The 14,789-nt window shown below is 67.9% G+C and carries 20 protein-coding genes; 4 read left to right on the top strand and 16 right to left on the bottom strand.

Going from position 1 to position 14,789, the window contains the following annotated elements; translation table 11 throughout:
- Positions 1 to 94: 94 nt before the first annotated feature.
- The 16 genes from ACIBEA_RS10360 to ACIBEA_RS10285 form a co-directional block, all read right to left on the bottom strand.
- Entirely contained in the window at positions 95 to 280 is a 186-nt protein-coding gene (locus ACIBEA_RS10360; RefSeq protein ID WP_003956452.1) for a type Z 30S ribosomal protein S14, read from the bottom strand.
- Positions 281 to 285: 5 nt separating this feature from the next.
- A complete protein-coding gene (gene rplE / locus ACIBEA_RS10355; protein ID WP_030388859.1) occupies positions 286 to 837 on the bottom strand; it encodes a 50S ribosomal protein L5 in 552 nt (183 codons plus the stop codon).
- Positions 837 to 1,160 carry a 50S ribosomal protein L24 gene (gene rplX, locus ACIBEA_RS10350; RefSeq protein WP_330332032.1) on the bottom strand — a complete coding sequence of 108 codons (324 nt, stop codon included), beginning with the start codon at positions 1,158 to 1,160 and terminating at the stop codon, positions 837 to 839. Before rplX ends, rplE begins: the two co-directional genes overlap by 1 nt.
- 2 nt (positions 1,161 to 1,162) lie before the next feature.
- Positions 1,163 to 1,531, bottom strand: a complete 369-nt coding sequence (rplN, locus tag ACIBEA_RS10345; protein ID WP_008739701.1) for a 50S ribosomal protein L14 — start codon at positions 1,529 to 1,531, stop codon at positions 1,163 to 1,165.
- A 119-nt stretch (positions 1,532 to 1,650) separates the two neighbouring features.
- Positions 1,651 to 1,932: a 30S ribosomal protein S17 gene (gene rpsQ / locus ACIBEA_RS10340; RefSeq protein WP_283455934.1), complete on the bottom strand. Its 282-nt coding sequence runs from the start codon at positions 1,930 to 1,932 to the stop codon at positions 1,651 to 1,653.
- Positions 1,932 to 2,156, bottom strand: a complete 225-nt coding sequence (gene rpmC / locus ACIBEA_RS10335) for a 50S ribosomal protein L29 (protein ID WP_073912892.1) — start codon at positions 2,154 to 2,156, stop codon at positions 1,932 to 1,934. The genes rpsQ and rpmC overlap by 1 nt, the downstream gene beginning before the upstream one ends.
- A complete protein-coding gene (gene rplP, locus ACIBEA_RS10330) occupies positions 2,156 to 2,575 on the bottom strand; it encodes a 50S ribosomal protein L16 (protein ID WP_030026326.1) in 420 nt (139 codons plus the stop codon). The genes rpmC and rplP overlap by 1 nt, the downstream gene beginning before the upstream one ends.
- Before the next feature lie 5 nt (positions 2,576 to 2,580).
- On the bottom strand, positions 2,581 to 3,420 hold the full coding sequence (gene rpsC / locus ACIBEA_RS10325) for a 30S ribosomal protein S3 (protein WP_354383002.1): 840 nt from the start codon (positions 3,418 to 3,420) through the stop codon (positions 2,581 to 2,583).
- Positions 3,420 to 3,767: a 50S ribosomal protein L22 gene (gene rplV, locus ACIBEA_RS10320; RefSeq protein WP_354383077.1), complete on the bottom strand. Its 348-nt coding sequence runs from the start codon at positions 3,765 to 3,767 to the stop codon at positions 3,420 to 3,422. Before rplV ends, rpsC begins: the two co-directional genes overlap by 1 nt.
- 43 nt (positions 3,768 to 3,810) lie before the next feature.
- Positions 3,811 to 4,092: a 30S ribosomal protein S19 gene (rpsS, locus tag ACIBEA_RS10315; RefSeq protein WP_023539342.1), complete on the bottom strand. Its 282-nt coding sequence runs from the start codon at positions 4,090 to 4,092 to the stop codon at positions 3,811 to 3,813.
- Positions 4,093 to 4,104: 12 nt separating this feature from the next.
- Positions 4,105 to 4,941 (bottom strand): 50S ribosomal protein L2, encoded by an 837-nt coding sequence (gene rplB / locus ACIBEA_RS10310; RefSeq protein ID WP_399259408.1) that lies wholly within the window; start codon positions 4,939 to 4,941, stop codon positions 4,105 to 4,107.
- Positions 4,942 to 4,980: 39 nt separating this feature from the next.
- Positions 4,981 to 5,304 (bottom strand): 50S ribosomal protein L23, encoded by a 324-nt coding sequence (rplW, locus tag ACIBEA_RS10305; RefSeq protein WP_215143989.1) that lies wholly within the window; start codon positions 5,302 to 5,304, stop codon positions 4,981 to 4,983.
- Positions 5,304 to 5,954, bottom strand: coding sequence for a 50S ribosomal protein L4 (gene rplD, locus ACIBEA_RS10300; RefSeq protein ID WP_030725940.1), 651 nt, complete (start codon positions 5,952 to 5,954; stop codon positions 5,304 to 5,306). Before rplD ends, rplW begins: the two co-directional genes overlap by 1 nt.
- Positions 5,955 to 5,958: 4 nt before the next feature.
- Complete coding sequence (gene rplC, locus ACIBEA_RS10295) at positions 5,959 to 6,603, bottom strand: 50S ribosomal protein L3 (RefSeq protein WP_215015311.1); 645 nt, start codon at positions 6,601 to 6,603, stop codon at positions 5,959 to 5,961.
- Positions 6,604 to 6,617: 14 nt separating this feature from the next.
- A complete protein-coding gene (gene rpsJ, locus ACIBEA_RS10290) occupies positions 6,618 to 6,926 on the bottom strand; it encodes a 30S ribosomal protein S10 (protein WP_003948644.1) in 309 nt (102 codons plus the stop codon).
- A 486-nt stretch (positions 6,927 to 7,412) separates the two neighbouring features.
- Positions 7,413 to 8,612, bottom strand: a complete 1,200-nt coding sequence (locus ACIBEA_RS10285; RefSeq protein ID WP_399259407.1) for a hypothetical protein — start codon at positions 8,610 to 8,612, stop codon at positions 7,413 to 7,415.
- A 154-nt stretch (positions 8,613 to 8,766) separates the two neighbouring features.
- On the opposite strand from ACIBEA_RS10285, the gene ACIBEA_RS10280 reads away from it, so the two are divergent.
- The 4 genes from ACIBEA_RS10280 to ACIBEA_RS10265 are packed head-to-tail and all read left to right on the top strand — an operon-like array spanning position 8,767 to position 14,718.
- Entirely contained in the window at positions 8,767 to 9,402 is a 636-nt protein-coding gene (locus ACIBEA_RS10280; protein ID WP_399259406.1) for a hypothetical protein, read from the top strand.
- Entirely contained in the window at positions 9,402 to 13,979 is a 4,578-nt protein-coding gene (locus ACIBEA_RS10275; RefSeq protein WP_399259405.1) for a putative T7SS-secreted protein, read from the top strand. Before ACIBEA_RS10280 ends, ACIBEA_RS10275 begins: the two co-directional genes overlap by 1 nt.
- A gap of 8 nt (positions 13,980 to 13,987) precedes the next feature.
- Positions 13,988 to 14,410, top strand: coding sequence for a hypothetical protein (locus tag ACIBEA_RS10270; RefSeq protein ID WP_399259404.1), 423 nt, complete (start codon positions 13,988 to 13,990; stop codon positions 14,408 to 14,410).
- A gap of 23 nt (positions 14,411 to 14,433) precedes the next feature.
- Positions 14,434 to 14,718 carry a DUF6881 domain-containing protein gene (locus tag ACIBEA_RS10265; protein ID WP_399259403.1) on the top strand — a complete coding sequence of 95 codons (285 nt, stop codon included), beginning with the start codon at positions 14,434 to 14,436 and terminating at the stop codon, positions 14,716 to 14,718.
- Positions 14,719 to 14,789 lie beyond the last annotated feature (71 nt).

The following is a 14,789-nucleotide window of genomic DNA, read 5'->3' as shown; positions in this document are numbered from 1 at the left end:
CCACAAGCCTACGGCATGCGGAGCGGGGCACCCACCGGCCAGATGCTTACCGAGAGTCTCTGGTGATTCCCAAGTCCCTAGGGACGAGAGAGAATTACCAGGAGCTCTTGGTTACGCCCGGCAGCTCGCCACGGTGAGCCATCTCACGAAGGCAGACGCGGCACAGGCCGAACTTGCGGTACACGGAGTGGGGACGACCGCAGCGCTGGCAGCGGGTGTACGCACGCACACCGAACTTGGGCTTGCGGGCAGCCTTCGCGATGAGAGCCTTCTTCGCCATCTCGCTTACGCCTCCTTGAAGGGGAAGCCGAGGTGACGAAGGAGGGCGCGGCCCTCGTCGTCGTTGGTCGCCGTGGTGACCACGGTGATGTCCATACCCCGGGTACGGTCGATCTTGTCCTGGTCGATCTCGTGGAACATGACCTGCTCCGTGAGACCGAAGGTGTAGTTGCCACGGCCGTCGAACTGCTTCGGCGACAGACCACGGAAGTCACGGATACGCGGCAGCGCGAGCGACAGCGTACGGTCCAGGAACTCCCACATGCGGTCACCACGGAGGGTGACGTGGCAGCCGATCGGCTGACCCTCGCGCAGCTTGAACTGCGCGATGGACTTGCGGGCCTTCGTGACGGCCGGCTTCTGACCGGTGATCGTCGTCAGGTCCTTGATGGCACCGTCGATCAGCTTCGAGTCACGGGCGGCGTCGCCGACACCCATGTTCACGACGATCTTGACGAGGCCGGGGATCTGCATGACGTTCTCGTAGGAGAACTCCTCACGCAGCTTGCCCGCGATGTCCTCGCGGTACTTCGTCTTGAGACGCGGAGTGGTAGCCATCAGATGTCCTCACCCGTCCGCTTGGCAACGCGGATCTTGTTGCCCTCGTCGTCGAAGCGGTATCCGACGCGGGTGACGACCTTCTGGCCGTCCTTCTCCACAACCAGCTGAACGTTGCTGACGTGGATCGGCGCCTCGGTGATCACGATGCCACCGGTCTGCGAACCACCAGCGGTCTGACCGGCCTTGGTGTGCTTCTTGACCCGGTTGACACCCTCGACCAGGACGCGGTTCTCAGTAGGGATGGCCACAATGACCTTGCCCTGCTTGCCCTTGTCCTTACCGGTGATGACCTGAACCAGGTCGCCCTTCTTGATCTTCATGCTTACAGCACCTCCGGCGCGAGCGAGATGATCTTCATGAACTTCTTCTCGCGCAGCTCACGGCCCACCGGGCCGAAGATACGGGTGCCACGAGGGTCGCCGTCGTTCTTGAGAATGACAGCGGCGTTCTCGTCGAAGCGGATGTACGAGCCGTCCTGGCGGCGGCGCTCCTTGACGGTGCGAACGATGACAGCCTTGACGACGTCACCCTTCTTCACATTGCCGCCCGGGATAGCGTCCTTGACGGTGGCGACGATGACGTCGCCGATGCCCGCGTAGCGGCGACCCGAACCACCGAGAACACGGATGCAAAGGATTTCCTTGGCACCAGTGTTGTCGGCGATACGCAGTCGCGACTCCTGCTGGATCACGTCTATCTCCTGTGTGTCTGCCGGTTCCCGGCAGGGGCTTCGCGGTGCTCTTTCAAGCGGTGGAAGCCCCTACCGAGCCTGGCGGAACTGACCTGGGGGAAACCCCCCAGGCAATTTCCTTACTTGGCCTTCTCGAGGATCTCGACGATGCGCCAGCGCTTGCTCGCCGACAGCGGACGCGTCTCCATGATGATGACGCGGTCGCCGACGCCGGCAGCGTTCTGCTCGTCGTGAGCCTTGAGCTTGTTCGTACGGCGGATGACCTTGCCGTACAGCGCGTGCTTCACGCGGTCCTCGACAGCGACGACGACGGTCTTGTCCATCTTGTCGCTGACGACGAGACCCTCACGGGTCTTGCGGAAGCCGCGGGCAGTCGTCTCAGTCACGTTCTTCTCGCTCATCAGGCGCTCTCCACCGTCTCGATACCGAGCTCACGCTCGTGCATCAGGGTGTAGATGCGAGCGATGTCCTTACGGACGGACCTGAGCCGGCCGTTGTTCTCCAGCTGACCCGTGGCCGCCTGGAAGCGCAGCTTGAACAGCTCTTCCTTGGCCTCGCGCAGCTTGCCAACGAGCTCCTCGTTACCGAGCTCACGCAGCTCGGACGCCTTGGTTCCCGTCGCCATCACGACTCACCTGCCTCGCGCCGAACAATCCGGCACTTCATCGGAAGCTTGTGAGCAGCGCGGGTGAGCGCCTCACGAGCAATCTTCTCGTTCGGGTAGGACAGCTCGAACATGACCCGGCCCGGGTGCACGTTCGCGATCCACCACTCGGGAGAACCCTTACCGGAACCCATGCGGGTCTCGGCAGGCTTCTTCGTCAGGGGACGGTCCGGGTAAATGTTGATCCAGACCTTGCCGCCACGCTTGATGTGGCGGGTCATCGCGATACGAGCCGCCTCGATCTGGCGGTTCGTCACGTAGGCCGGGGTGAGCGCCTGGATGCCGTACTCGCCGAACGAGACCTCAGTACCGCCCTTGGCCATACCGCGGCGCTTGGGGTGGTGCTGCTTGCGGTGCTTGACCCTACGAGGGATCAGCATGTCGGTCAGGCCTCCGTTCCGGTGCTCTCAGCCGGAGCGGCGGCAGCAGCCTCGGCCTTGGGGGCCTCGGCGCCGACAGCCTGCTGCGGCTTGCGGCCGCCACGGCCGCCACGCTCGCCACCACGACCACCACGGCCACCGGCCGGACGGTCGTTCGCGCCACCACGGGCCGGGCGGTTACCCGCACGGGCCGCAGCGTTCTCGGCGCGAACCTCGGCGATGTTCTTGACGTCGCCCTTGTAGATCCAGACCTTCACGCCGATACGGCCGAAGGTGGTCTTGGCCTCGAAGAAGCCGTAGTCCACGTTCGCGCGCAGCGTGTGCAGCGGCACACGACCCTCGCGGTAGAACTCGGACCGGCTCATCTCGGCGCCGCCGAGACGGCCACCACACTGGATCTTGATGCCCTTGGCGCCGGCCTTCATCGTGCCCTGCATGCTCTTACGCATGGCGCGACGGAAGGAAACGCGGGAGGACAGCTGCTCCGCAACGGCCTGAGCAACCAGCTGAGCGTCCATCTCGGGGTTCTTGACCTCGAGGATGTTCAGCTGGACCTGCTTGCCCGTGAGCTTCTCGAGGTCACCGCGGATGCGGTCGGCCTCGGCGCCACGGCGGCCGATGACGATGCCGGGACGAGCGGTGTGGATGTCCACACGCACGCGGTCACGGGTGCGCTCGATCTCAACCTTCGAGATGCCGGCGCGCTCCATGCCGGACGTCATCATCCTGCGGATGGCGACGTCTTCCTTGACGTAGTCCTTGTACAGCTTGTCGGCGTACCAACGCGACTTGAAGTCGGTGGTGATGCCGAGCCGGAACCCGTGCGGGTTTACCTTCTGGCCCATTACCGGGAACCTTCCTTGCTGCTGACGACCACGGTGATGTGGCTGGTCCGCTTGCGGATCCGGTAGGCACGGCCCTGAGCACGCGGACGGAACCGCTTCAGGGTCGGGCCCTCGTCCACGTACGCCGCGCTGATTACCAGCGAGGAGGCGTCCGTGTGGTCGTAGTTGTGAGCCGCGTTGGCGATGGCGCTGTCCAGCACCTTGCCAACGGGCACGCTCGCGGCCTGCGGGGCGAAACGCAGGACGGCCTGAGCCTCCGTGGCATCCATGCCACGGATAAGGTCCACCACTCGGCGGGCCTTCATGGGCGTGACGCGGATGTACCGCGCCTGGGCCCTGGCTTCCATGGTTGTCCCTTCGGTGTAAGTCATAGTCGTTACCACCCCGCCTTTAGCGGCGCTTCGACTTCCGGTCGTCCTTGACGTGGCCGCGGAAGGTGCGAGTCGGCGAGAACTCGCCGAGCTTGTGGCCGACCATCGACTCGGTGACGAACACCGGGACGTGGATCTTGCCGTTGTGCACCGCGATGGTGTGACCCAGCATGGCCGGGATGATCATCGAGCGACGGGACCAGGTCTTGATGACGTTCTTGGTACCAGCTTCGTTCTGTACGTCCACCTTCTTGATGAGGTGTCCGTCGACGAAGGGTCCCTTCTTGAGACTGCGCGGCATCTAAACCCGCTCCTAGCGCTTCTTGTTCGTCTTGCGGCGGCGGACGATGTACTTGCTCGAAGCCTTCTTCGGCGAGCGAGTACGACCCTCCTTCTGACCCCACGGGGAGACCGGGTGACGACCACCGGAGGTCTTACCCTCACCACCACCGTGCGGGTGGTCGACCGGGTTCATCGCGACACCGCGGACGGAGGGGCGAACGCCCTTCCAGCGCATACGGCCGGCCTTGCCCCAGTTGATGTTCGACTGCTCGGCGTTGCCGACCTCGCCGATCGTGGCGCGGCAGCGGACGTCGACCAGGCGAACCTCGCCCGACGGCATACGCAGGTGGGCGTACTGGCCCTCCTTCGCCAGCAGCTGCACGGAAGAACCGGCAGAGCGGGCGAACTTGGCGCCACCACCGGGACGGAGCTCGATCGCGTGGATCGTGGTACCGACCGGGATGTTGCGGAGCGGGAGGTTGTTACCCGGCTTGATGTCGGCGCCAGGGCCGTTCTCAATCCGGTCGCCCTGGCTCAGCTTGGCCGGGGCGATGATGTAGCGCTTCTCGCCGTCTGCGTAGTGCAGGAGCGCGATGCGCGCGGTGCGGTTCGGGTCGTACTCGATGTGAGCGACCTTGGCCGGCACGCCGTCCTTGTCGTGACGACGGAAGTCGATCACGCGGTAGGCGCGCTTGTGGCCACCACCCTGGTGGCGAACAGTGATCCGACCGGTGTTGTTACGGCCGCCCTTGCTGTGCAGCGGGCGAACCAGCGACTTCTCCGGCGTGGACCGCGTGATCTCGACAAAGTCGGCGACGCTGGAGCCACGACGGCCCGGGGTCGTCGGCTTGTACTTGCGGATACCCATTTCTCAGTCCTCGTCCGATTCCGGACGACTAGACCCCCGTTAGGAGGCCTGGCCGCCGAAGATGTCGATTCGGTCGCCCTCAGCGAGGGTCACGATGGCGCGCTTGGTGTCAGCGCGCTTGCCGAAACCGGTCTTGGTGCGCTTGCGCTTACCCTGACGGTTGATCGTGTTGACCCCGGTGACCTTGACCGAGAAGACCGCTTCCACAGCCTGCTTGATCTGGGTCTTGTTCGAGCCCGGCGCGACGATGAACGTGTACTTGTTCTCGTCGAGCAGCGCGTAGCTCTTCTCCGAGACAACCGGCTTGATCAGCAGGTCGCGCGGGTCGTTGAAGGTCTTGCTGGTAACGGTCGCGTCAGACATTACGCGTCGCTCCCTTCGGTCTCGTCGGCCTTGGGGCCAGACACGAAGGACTCGAAAGCGGCCTGGGTGAAGACCACGTCATCAGAGACGATCACGTCGTACGTGTTCAGCTGGCCCGGCTCCAGGATGTGCACCTGGGGCAGGTTGCGGGCGGACAGCCACGCAGCCTCGTCGGCGCGGTCGACGACCAGGAGCAGGTTCTTGCGCTCCGAGATCTTGCCGAACAGCGTCTTGGCGGCCTTCGTGGAGGCGGCACCCTCGACCACGCCGGTGATGACGTGGATGCGGGAGTGACGCGCACGGTCCGACAGGGCACCGCGGAGAGCGGCGGCCTTCATCTTCTTCGGGGTCCGCTGCGAGTAGTCACGCGGCTGCGGGCCGTGGACGACGCCACCGCCGACGAACTGCGGAGCGCGGGTCGAACCCTGACGGGCGCGGCCGGTGCCCTTCTGGCGGTACGGCTTGCGGCCACCACCACGGACTTCGCCGCGACGCTTGGTCTTGTGCGTGCCCTGACGGGCAGCAGCCAGCTGAGCGACAACGACCTGGTGGATCAGCGGAACGCTGGTCTTGGCGTCGAAGATCTCCGCGGGGAGTTCAACGGTACCGGCCTTGTCGCCTGCCGGCGAAAGGATGTCAATGGTGCTCATTACCTCAAGCCCCCTTGGCCGCGGTACGGACCAGGACGAGGCCGCCGTTCGGACCGGGGACCGCACCCTTGATGAGGAGCAGACCCTTCTCCGCGTCAACCGCGTGGATGGTCAGGTTCTGGGTGGTGACGCGCTCGTTACCCATACGACCGGCCATGCGCATGCCCTTGAAGACACGCCCAGGGGTGGCGCAGCCACCGATCGAACCGGGGGAGCGGTGCTTGCGCTGCACGCCGTGGCCGGCGCCGAGGCCCTTGAAGTTGTGACGCTTCATGACACCGGCGAAGCCCTTGCCCTTGCTGTTGCCCGTGACGTCGACCTTGACGCCGGACTCGAACACAGCAGCGGTGATCTCCTGGCCGAGCGTGTACTCGCTGGCGTCGGAGGTGCGGAGCTCCACCAGGTGGCGGCGCGGGGTTACATCGGCCTTGGCGAAGTGACCCTTGAGGGGCTTGTTCACCTTGCGCGGGTCAATCTCGCCGAAGGCGATCTGGACCGACTCGTAGCCATCGATGTCGTTCTTACGGACCTGGGTAACGACGCAGGGCCCAGCCTTGACGACAGTGACCGGGACGACACGGTTGTTCTCGTCCCAGACCTGGGTCATGCCGAGCTTCTCGCCCAGGACGCCCTTGATCTGCTTTGCCATCTTCTCCGTGCCTCTCAGAGCTTGATCTCGATGTCAACGCCGGCCGGAAGGTCCAGGCGCATCAGCGAGTCAACGGTCTTGGGCGTCGGGTCGAGGATGTCGATCAGGCGCTTGTGCGTGCGCATCTCGAAGTGCTCGCGCGAGTCCTTGTACTTGTGCGGCGACTTGATGACGCAGTACACGTTCTTCTCAGTGGGCAGCGGCACCGGGCCCGCGACCGACGCACCAGTGCGCGTCACCGTCTCGACGATCTTCTTCGCCGAGGAATCGATGACCTCGTGGTCGTAGGCCTTGAGCCGGATGCGGATCTTCTGTCCCGCCATGGCTACTCCGTAGTCCTGTCTGTTGTGGAAACGCTCTGGCTCCCGGTCGGCCGCGGATTCCTCCGCAGCTCCTCCTCCGACCCACGCGGTCGGGCGTGTCGCACTCCCTCCAAAGAAATTTCCATAGGAAATTCCCTGCCAAGGGGGTGCGGTCCCAAGACCGCGCATCGGGGGAGAAACACCCACCGAGCGCCTGGCCTACTCCGTGCTGACACTTCCCAGAAGATTCCCGTACGTCCGCCCCAGTGCTGCCCCGGAGGGCAGATGAAGGCGACGAGTACTGTGGGACTCGCTTCCGGTCCTCCCGGCGGGAGGCGCGCAGCATCGGCACTCAGCCGAGCAACTTGAGTAGTCTGCCATACCCGACACGTATGGCGCCAATCGGGCGCAGAACAATACCCCGTCGCGCTGCGTGGTCAAACCGCACCACGCAGCGCCGTGCCGCGCCGTGCGCGCCCCGGCCGCAGGGGCCGCCGGGGCGGGGGGTCAGGACCGGGAAACGGTCCCGCAGTCCTGCGGCAGCGCGTCCAGCGGCGTGCTCCGGTCGTACGGGTCCGTGACCGACCCGGTCGGGCTCGGCGACGTACGCCGGTCACTGGCGAACTGCGGGTGCAGGTAGCCGGTCCCGTCCCGGGAGCAGTCGTCGTTGCCCGCGCTCTCCTTCCACTCCACGAGCTGCAGCGTGCCGTCGGTCGCCCGCCAGCGCTTCGGGTCGTGGTAGGCCGTCGTCACGGTGCGCCGGACGATCGTGCGGGCCACCTCGTCGGAACCGCCCTTCGCGCGCACGACCGGGTAGACGAAGGAGTAGTCGGCGTGCACGAGCACCTCCCCCTCCTTGCCGCCCTCGACGGTCATCCGGCCCCGGGTCTTGACGACCCCGCCGTGGAAGCGCACCTCCGCCGGGTCGAAGCGGCTGAAGAGGAACAGCGGGTTGTCCTGCGCCGAGGGCTTCTCCAGCGCCCGCTCCATGACGCCCTTGACGTCGTCCTGCAGCGGGTCCAGGAGTGCCAGGGCGACCTCGGGCCGTCCCCCGCCCAGGACCGCGGGGTCCAGGTTCGAGGCGATGAGCAGGTCCCGGGTGCGGGCCAGCAGGGACGCGACCTCTTCCTGGGGGATCCCGTTCACCGCGGTGGCGGCCGGCAGCTCGATGCCGGCGGCGCCGTCCGCCCACTGGAGGGCCGGGGAGCCGAGGAAGGGCTCCTTGAGGGTCGGCCGGTCCGGGTCCACCGGCCCCGGAGCCGCGGTCGGCCGTGCGGTCTCGGCGGGCAGCGGGGCGGCGCTCGCGGCCCGGCCGGGCGCCTCCCGGTCCCCCTCCCCCGTCAGCTTGTCGACCAGCAGCTCGGGCCGCAGGGCGACCATCGCGAGGCCCGCGACGAAGACGATGGCCAGGGTGGCCTTGATCCGCCGCTTGGCCTTGCCCCGGCCCTGCATCTCCTGCCAGGCCGGCCCGGTCCGCCAGCCGGGCGGCTCGGCGGGTACGGACCTGCCGCGGCGCCCGAACCGTCCGCGGGCGGCGGCGGCCCGCTGCTCGTCCTCGCGGCGCAGCCGCTCCGTCACCATCCGGGCCCGCGCCGACGGCTCCTTGGGAGCCTCCCCGGTCCCCCGCTCGGCGTCCCGCACGAACCGCGCCCACTCGTCGTCGGAAACGCCGGACCCGCTCCCGCCGTGGCTTTCGTCGTTTGTCATGCCCCACCCCCGTGATCTTTGTGAGCGGAGCCTCTCACAGCCCCTGACCAGCCCGAAGGCGGCCCCTGGGAGTCCCCTGGCCGGATCCGCACCCGCAAAGATCAACCCACCCGCGCGGCCTTCTACGCTGCCGTTTCGAGCACGGGGGTGGGACATGAGGGGTGACGGCGGCAACGACCCGTCGAAGAACCTGGCGGTGGATCCGGTGGCCGTCGAACAGGTACTGAGCGGCTTGAGGGCGACGACGGCGGAGCTGGACGAGATCGGCGGCATCCAGGCGTCCTCGGCGGGCGCTTCGTTCGGCGCGGGCTTCGGCGGCCTGGCCCTGACCGGCATGGAGGCGGGCCACCCGGCGCTCGCCTCGGTCTTCGAGGACTTCTGCGGGCGCTGGGAGTGGGGGGTACGGGCACTCGTCCAGGGCGTCGGCGGACTGGCCCAGGACCTCGGTCTGTCCGCGGGCGCGCTCTGGGAGGAGGACCAGTACCTCCAGGGCGCCTTCAAGGTCGGCGCGAACTCCCTCTACGGCAACCCGCACGCGAGCGAGGACGAGATCGAGGGCAGGTCCTGGGACGAGATCGTCCAGGGCAACCCGTACGAGCCGGACTTCGGCCCGGAGGCCGACCGTCGCGCCGCCGAGGGCATCGAACGGACCTGGACCGACGCCGGCCGCAGGGTCTCCACCGAGGGCTTCGGCGGGGCCGCGGTGGACCGCGCGGCCGAGGCGGCGGGGGTGGACCCGGCCCTCATCGACCGGGCCCAGGCGCGGGTGGCTCGGGGGGACGAGGGCTGATGGGTCTCAAGGACTACCTCCCTGACTGGGCGGACGACGCCGCCGAGGTGGTGGGCGAGGGCGTCGAGTGGGTGGGCGACAAGGCCGCGGACACCCTGGAGGCCGCCGGCTGGCGGAAGGGGGCGAACGCGGTCCGCGAAACGGTCGACTCCGCCGCGAACTGGCTCGGCGCCGACGTCGCCGAGGTCCAGCTCGGCCAGAGCGACGACCCGAAGAAGCTCGTCCACGGCAGCCCCACCAAGCTCCGCTCCACCGCCGCCCACCTGACCGACCTCCAAACGGCCTGCGACCGTACCGGGGCCGGCCTCAAGGGGCTGGACTCCGCCGCACTCAAGGGCGAGAGCGCGGACGCCTTCCGCACGGCCCTCGCGCGGCAGACCCCGCCGTGGTTCAAGGCCGCGGACGCCTTCGCCGAGGCGGCGGGCGCGCTGACGCACTTCGCGGGCACCGTGGAATGGGCCCAGGGCCAGGCCCGGGAGGCCATCGCGGCGTACAAGAGCGCGCTCAGGACCTCCGAGACGGCGCGCACCGCCTACAACGCCCGGGTCGATGACTACAACGCGGCGCTCGACGCCAAGGCGGACCCGCTCCCGACCCGGCCCGCGGGCTTCACCGACCCGGGCGCGGAGGGGATCAAGGCCGCGCACGAGAAGCTGGCCGAGGCCCGCCGGCAGCGCGACGACGCCTCCCGCACGGCGGTCACGGCCCTGGAGGCGGCGCGCGACGCGGCGCCACCGATGCCGTCGTTCGCGGAACAACAGGTCAGCAACATGGCCCTGACCTCGCTCAACGCGGGTCATGTCGCGGGTGGCGTCATCAAGGGCACGGCGGGCCTGGTCAACTTCGTTCGTGCCCTGGACCCGCACGACCCGTACAACGTCGCGCACCCCGCTGAATACCGGATGCGGCTGAACCAGACGGCCGCCGGACTGCTCGTCTCCGCGAACGACCCCTTGGCTGCCGGCAAGGCGATGGTCGACGAATTCGCGAAGGACCCGGGCGAGGGCATCGGCAAGCTGATCCCCGAGATCATCGGCGCGAAGGGCGCGGGGCGGGTCGCCGAGGGCCTGCGGGCGGGCCGCCTGGCGGAGGACCTCCGGCCGGGCTCCAAGGGGGCCCACGCTCCCTCGGCCCGCGAGGACCTGCGCGGTGCCGAGCAGGAGCGCTCGCGACAGCAGGCCGACAAAACGTGCGAGGGAGACCCGGTCGACGTCGCGACGGGCCGGATGGTCCTCCCCCAGACCGACCTGGTCCTCCCGGGATCACTACCGCTGATATTCAGCCGAACTTTCGAATCCTCTTACCGGTCGGGCCGCTGGTTCGGTCCCACCTGGGTCTCCACCGTCGACCAGCGCCTGGAGATCGACGCCGAGGGCGTGATCCTCGTCCGCGCGGACGGCAGCCTCCTCTCCTATCCGCATCCGGCGCCGGGAGTCCCGGTACTACCGGCCCTCGGACAACGCTGGCCCCTGGCCCGCGACCCGGACGGCTGCTACACGGTCACCGACCCCGAGAGCGGTCAGGTGCGCCACTTCTCGCCAGAGGGCCTGCTGACCCAGCAGGACGACCGCTCGGGCGCGTGGATCTCGTACGCCTACGACGAGACGACGGGCGCGCCGCTGCGCATCACCCACAGCGGCGGCTACGAAGTGACCCTGGCCTCGGCCGAAGGCCGAATAACCGGCCTGAGCGCGTCGGGCACCGAGATCCTGCGCTACGCCTACACGGACGGCCACCTCACCGAGGTCACCAACTCCAGCGGCCGCCCGTTGCGCTTCGGCTACGACGAGCTGGGCCGGATCACGTCCTGGACCGACACCAACGAGCGCCGCTTCGACTACGTCTACGACGACCGTCACCGCTGCGTGGCCCAGTCCGGCGCCAACGGGCACCTGAACATCCGGTTCGCCTATGAGGACGGCCTGACCACCCTCACGGACTCGCTGGGCCACCGCACGCTGTACGGGGTGGCCGACCGGGCCCGGGTCGTGTCGACGACCGACCCCATGGGTGCGACCACCCGCTTCACCCACGACCGCCACCACCGGCTCCTGTCCCGTACGGACCCGCTGGGGCACACCACCCGCTTCGAGTGGAGCGAGGAGGGGCACCTCCTCGCGGTCATCCGCCCGGACGGCCGCGCGACCCGGGCGGAGTACGACGCCCGCGGCCTGCCGGTGAAGGTGGCGAACCCGGACGGCACGACGGTCCGCCAGACGTACGACGCCCGGGGCCGCCGGACCTCGGTCACCGACCCGTCGGGCGTCACGACCCGCTTCGCCCACGACGCGCGGGGCCACCTGTCGGCCGTGACGGACGCGCTGGACGCGACGACGGCGGTGCGTTCGGACGCCGCGGGCCTGGTCGTGTCGACCACGGACCCGCTGGGCGCGACCACGACGTACGAGCGCGACGCCTTCGGCCGCCCGGTCGCGGTGACGGACCCCCTGGGCCGCACCACCCACCTCACGTGGAGCGTGGAGGGGCGACTGCTGCGCCGCGCGTACGCGGACGGCAGCGCCGAATCGTGGACGTACGACGCCGAGGGCAACTGCCTGACCCACACGGACGCGGCGGGCGGGGTGACGGTCTCCGAGTACGGGGACTTCGACCTGTTGGTGGCCCGTACCGGCCCTGACGGGGCCCGGTACGCGTTCGCGCACGATACGGAGCTGCGCCTGACGGGCGTGACCAACCCGCAGGGCTTGGAGTGGAGTTACCGCTACGACCCGGCGGGACGACTCGCCTCGGAGTCGGACTTCGACGGCCGCGCCCTGACCTACGGCCACGACGCGGCGGGCCGGCTGGTGTCCCGTACGAACGCGCTGTCCGAGGTCACCCGCTACGAGCACAACGCCCTGGGCCAGGTCGTCGGCAAGCGGACTCCGGCCGGCTCGACGGCGTACGAGTACGACGTCTCGGACCGGCTGGTCTCGGTGACCTCACCGGATTCCACCCTCACCCGGCTGCGCGACCGCGCGGGCAGGATCCGCTCGGAGACGGTCGACGGCCGCACGCTGAGCTACGCGTACGACGCCCTGGGCCGCCGCAGTGCCCGTACGACGCCCAGCGGCGCACGGTCCGAGTGGGCGTACGACGCGGCGGGGCGGAGCACGGCCCTGACGACCTCCGGCCGCATCCTGACCTTCACGCACGACGCGGCGGGCCAGGAGCTCGCGCGGACGGTGGGCGCCGTATCCCTCACCCAGGAGTACGACGAGTCGGGCCGCACGACCGCGCAGTCGGTCGTCGGCCGGGACGGGCGCACGCTCCAGCGCCGGGGCTACGGCTACCGCGCCGACGGCCACCTGACCGGGACCGAGGACTCCCTCACCGGACCGCGCACCTTCACGCTCGACGCGGCCGCGCGGGTCACCGCGGTGGAGGCGGGCTCGTGGTCGGAGCGGTACGCGTACGACGAGGCGGGCAACCAGACCTCGGCCTCCTGGCCCGACCGCCACCCGGGGGCCGAGGCCCAGGGGACGCGCGCCTACACCGGCACCCGGCTCACCCGGGCGGGCGCGGTCCGCTACGAGTACGACGCCCTGGGCCGGACGGTGCTGCGCCAGAAGACGCGCCCGTCCCGCAAGCCCGACACCTGGCGCTACGAATGGAACGCGGAGGACCAGCTGGCGGCGGTCACCACCCCCGACGGCACCCGCTGGACCTACACCTACGACCCCCTGGGCCGCCGCACCTCGAAGCAGAGCCCGACGGAGCGGGTCCTGTTCACCTGGGACGGCGCCACCCTCTGCGAGCAGAGCACGGGCCCGGTCACCCTGACGTGGACCCACCGGGGCCTGCACCCCCTGACCCAGACCGAACACCTGGACCAGGAGGGCGTCGACGACCGCTTCTTCGCGATCGTCACGGACCTGATCGGCACCCCGACCCAGCTGATCGACGAGGCGGGCGAGGTCGCCTGGCACACCCGCACCACCCTCTGGGGCACCACGACCTGGAACCGCGACGCCACCGCCTACACCCCGCTCCGCTTCCCGGGCCAGTACTACGACCCGGAATCCGGCCTCCACCACAACGTCTTCCGCACCTACGACCCGGAAACGGCCCGCTACCTCACCCCGGACCCCCTGGGCCTCTCCCCCGCCCCCAACCCGACGACCTACGTCCACAACCCCCACACGTGGGCCGACCCGTTGGGGCTGGCACCGGAGGGATGCCCGGAGCGCGGACCCTTCGAATTCCGGGACCCGCACCCGGATCACCCACCGAGCCAAAAGCTGACAGATCTCATGCGAGCAGCACCTAAGGGTGACTATATAGACTGCTCAGACATCTCAAAATACATATTCGACCGCGCCGGTGGCGAGGGGAAGATAATCCACTACATTACGCCGTCGGGAACCATTCGAACACCCGAAGCGGGCGGAAACACCATAGCCACGTGGGATTTTCACGAGGTATACACCGACGGTCGATACATATACGATCCAACAATGAGCAGCAACCCGATCCCCAGCGGAGACTACGAGAGGGCGATGCGCTCCGAAAACAACGAACGGGTCATTAGGCAAAATGGACCTTGGACCCCCTCCCCAAAACGCCAATGGAGGTGAGTAGCGATATGAACGATTCGCGATTCATTCAAGCGCGAGAAGCGCTTGAGCAGTTCGCTCCGCTCATTCGACTTAAGTCGATTCCCGCAATCCATCCCACTTACGGGTCCTGGCAGCTACCAGAACTGGCGTGGCGCTTCGCTGAAGCCCGCGACGACCTGCGTGAAACATTCACTTCAATCGCACGCACTGCACCAAAGAACACCGAGTGGACCCTTGTCGAGCGAAAGAACTCGTTCATCCTCCCCCTCCGACTCGCCAACTCGGCGACAGGACCAAACGGGGAAGGGATCAGTGAAGCCCGTCTCTCGATCGTGCAATCCGACCAGGAGTTCTGCGCCGCCGCGAACGAAGACATGGACCTCATCATCCAGGCCATCGCCGAGGCGGGATCGAAGAGGGAGCCGCGACCGGGTCCGTCAGCCACATAGTCAGCCACCGAGAAAACTGAGCCGTGGAATATTGGAAAGTAGAATGGCTGCACGAGCCGAACGATGACCCCACCACCATCTACAGCGAGATCGGGCCAGACGGATACGAAACACGGAAGGTGCACCGTTACACGAATGGGCGCATGCTGAAGAGTGACGACGTTCACGAATCCCTAGACATCGGGCTGAGCGAAGTTCCGGTCGGGGAGATTAAAGACGTAAACAAGCTGCCCTACTTCACGGCACGCTTGGTGACGTCAGCGGACTTCCAACGAGCCTGGGATTCGGCAGGCTGGCCCTCCACCTAGCCGCATCGGGCGAGATAGACCCTGCGCGAAGAGCGGCCCCAGCCCGACTGGAGATGGACAACACCATCAAG

The sequence above is a fragment of the Streptomyces sp. NPDC051555 genome, from assembly GCF_044454405.1.
In the GTDB taxonomy this organism is placed as follows: Bacteria; Actinomycetota; Actinomycetes; order Streptomycetales; family Streptomycetaceae; genus Streptomyces.
The sequence above is the reverse complement of the archived record's forward strand: the minus strand, read 5'-3'. Positions and strand labels throughout refer to the sequence as shown.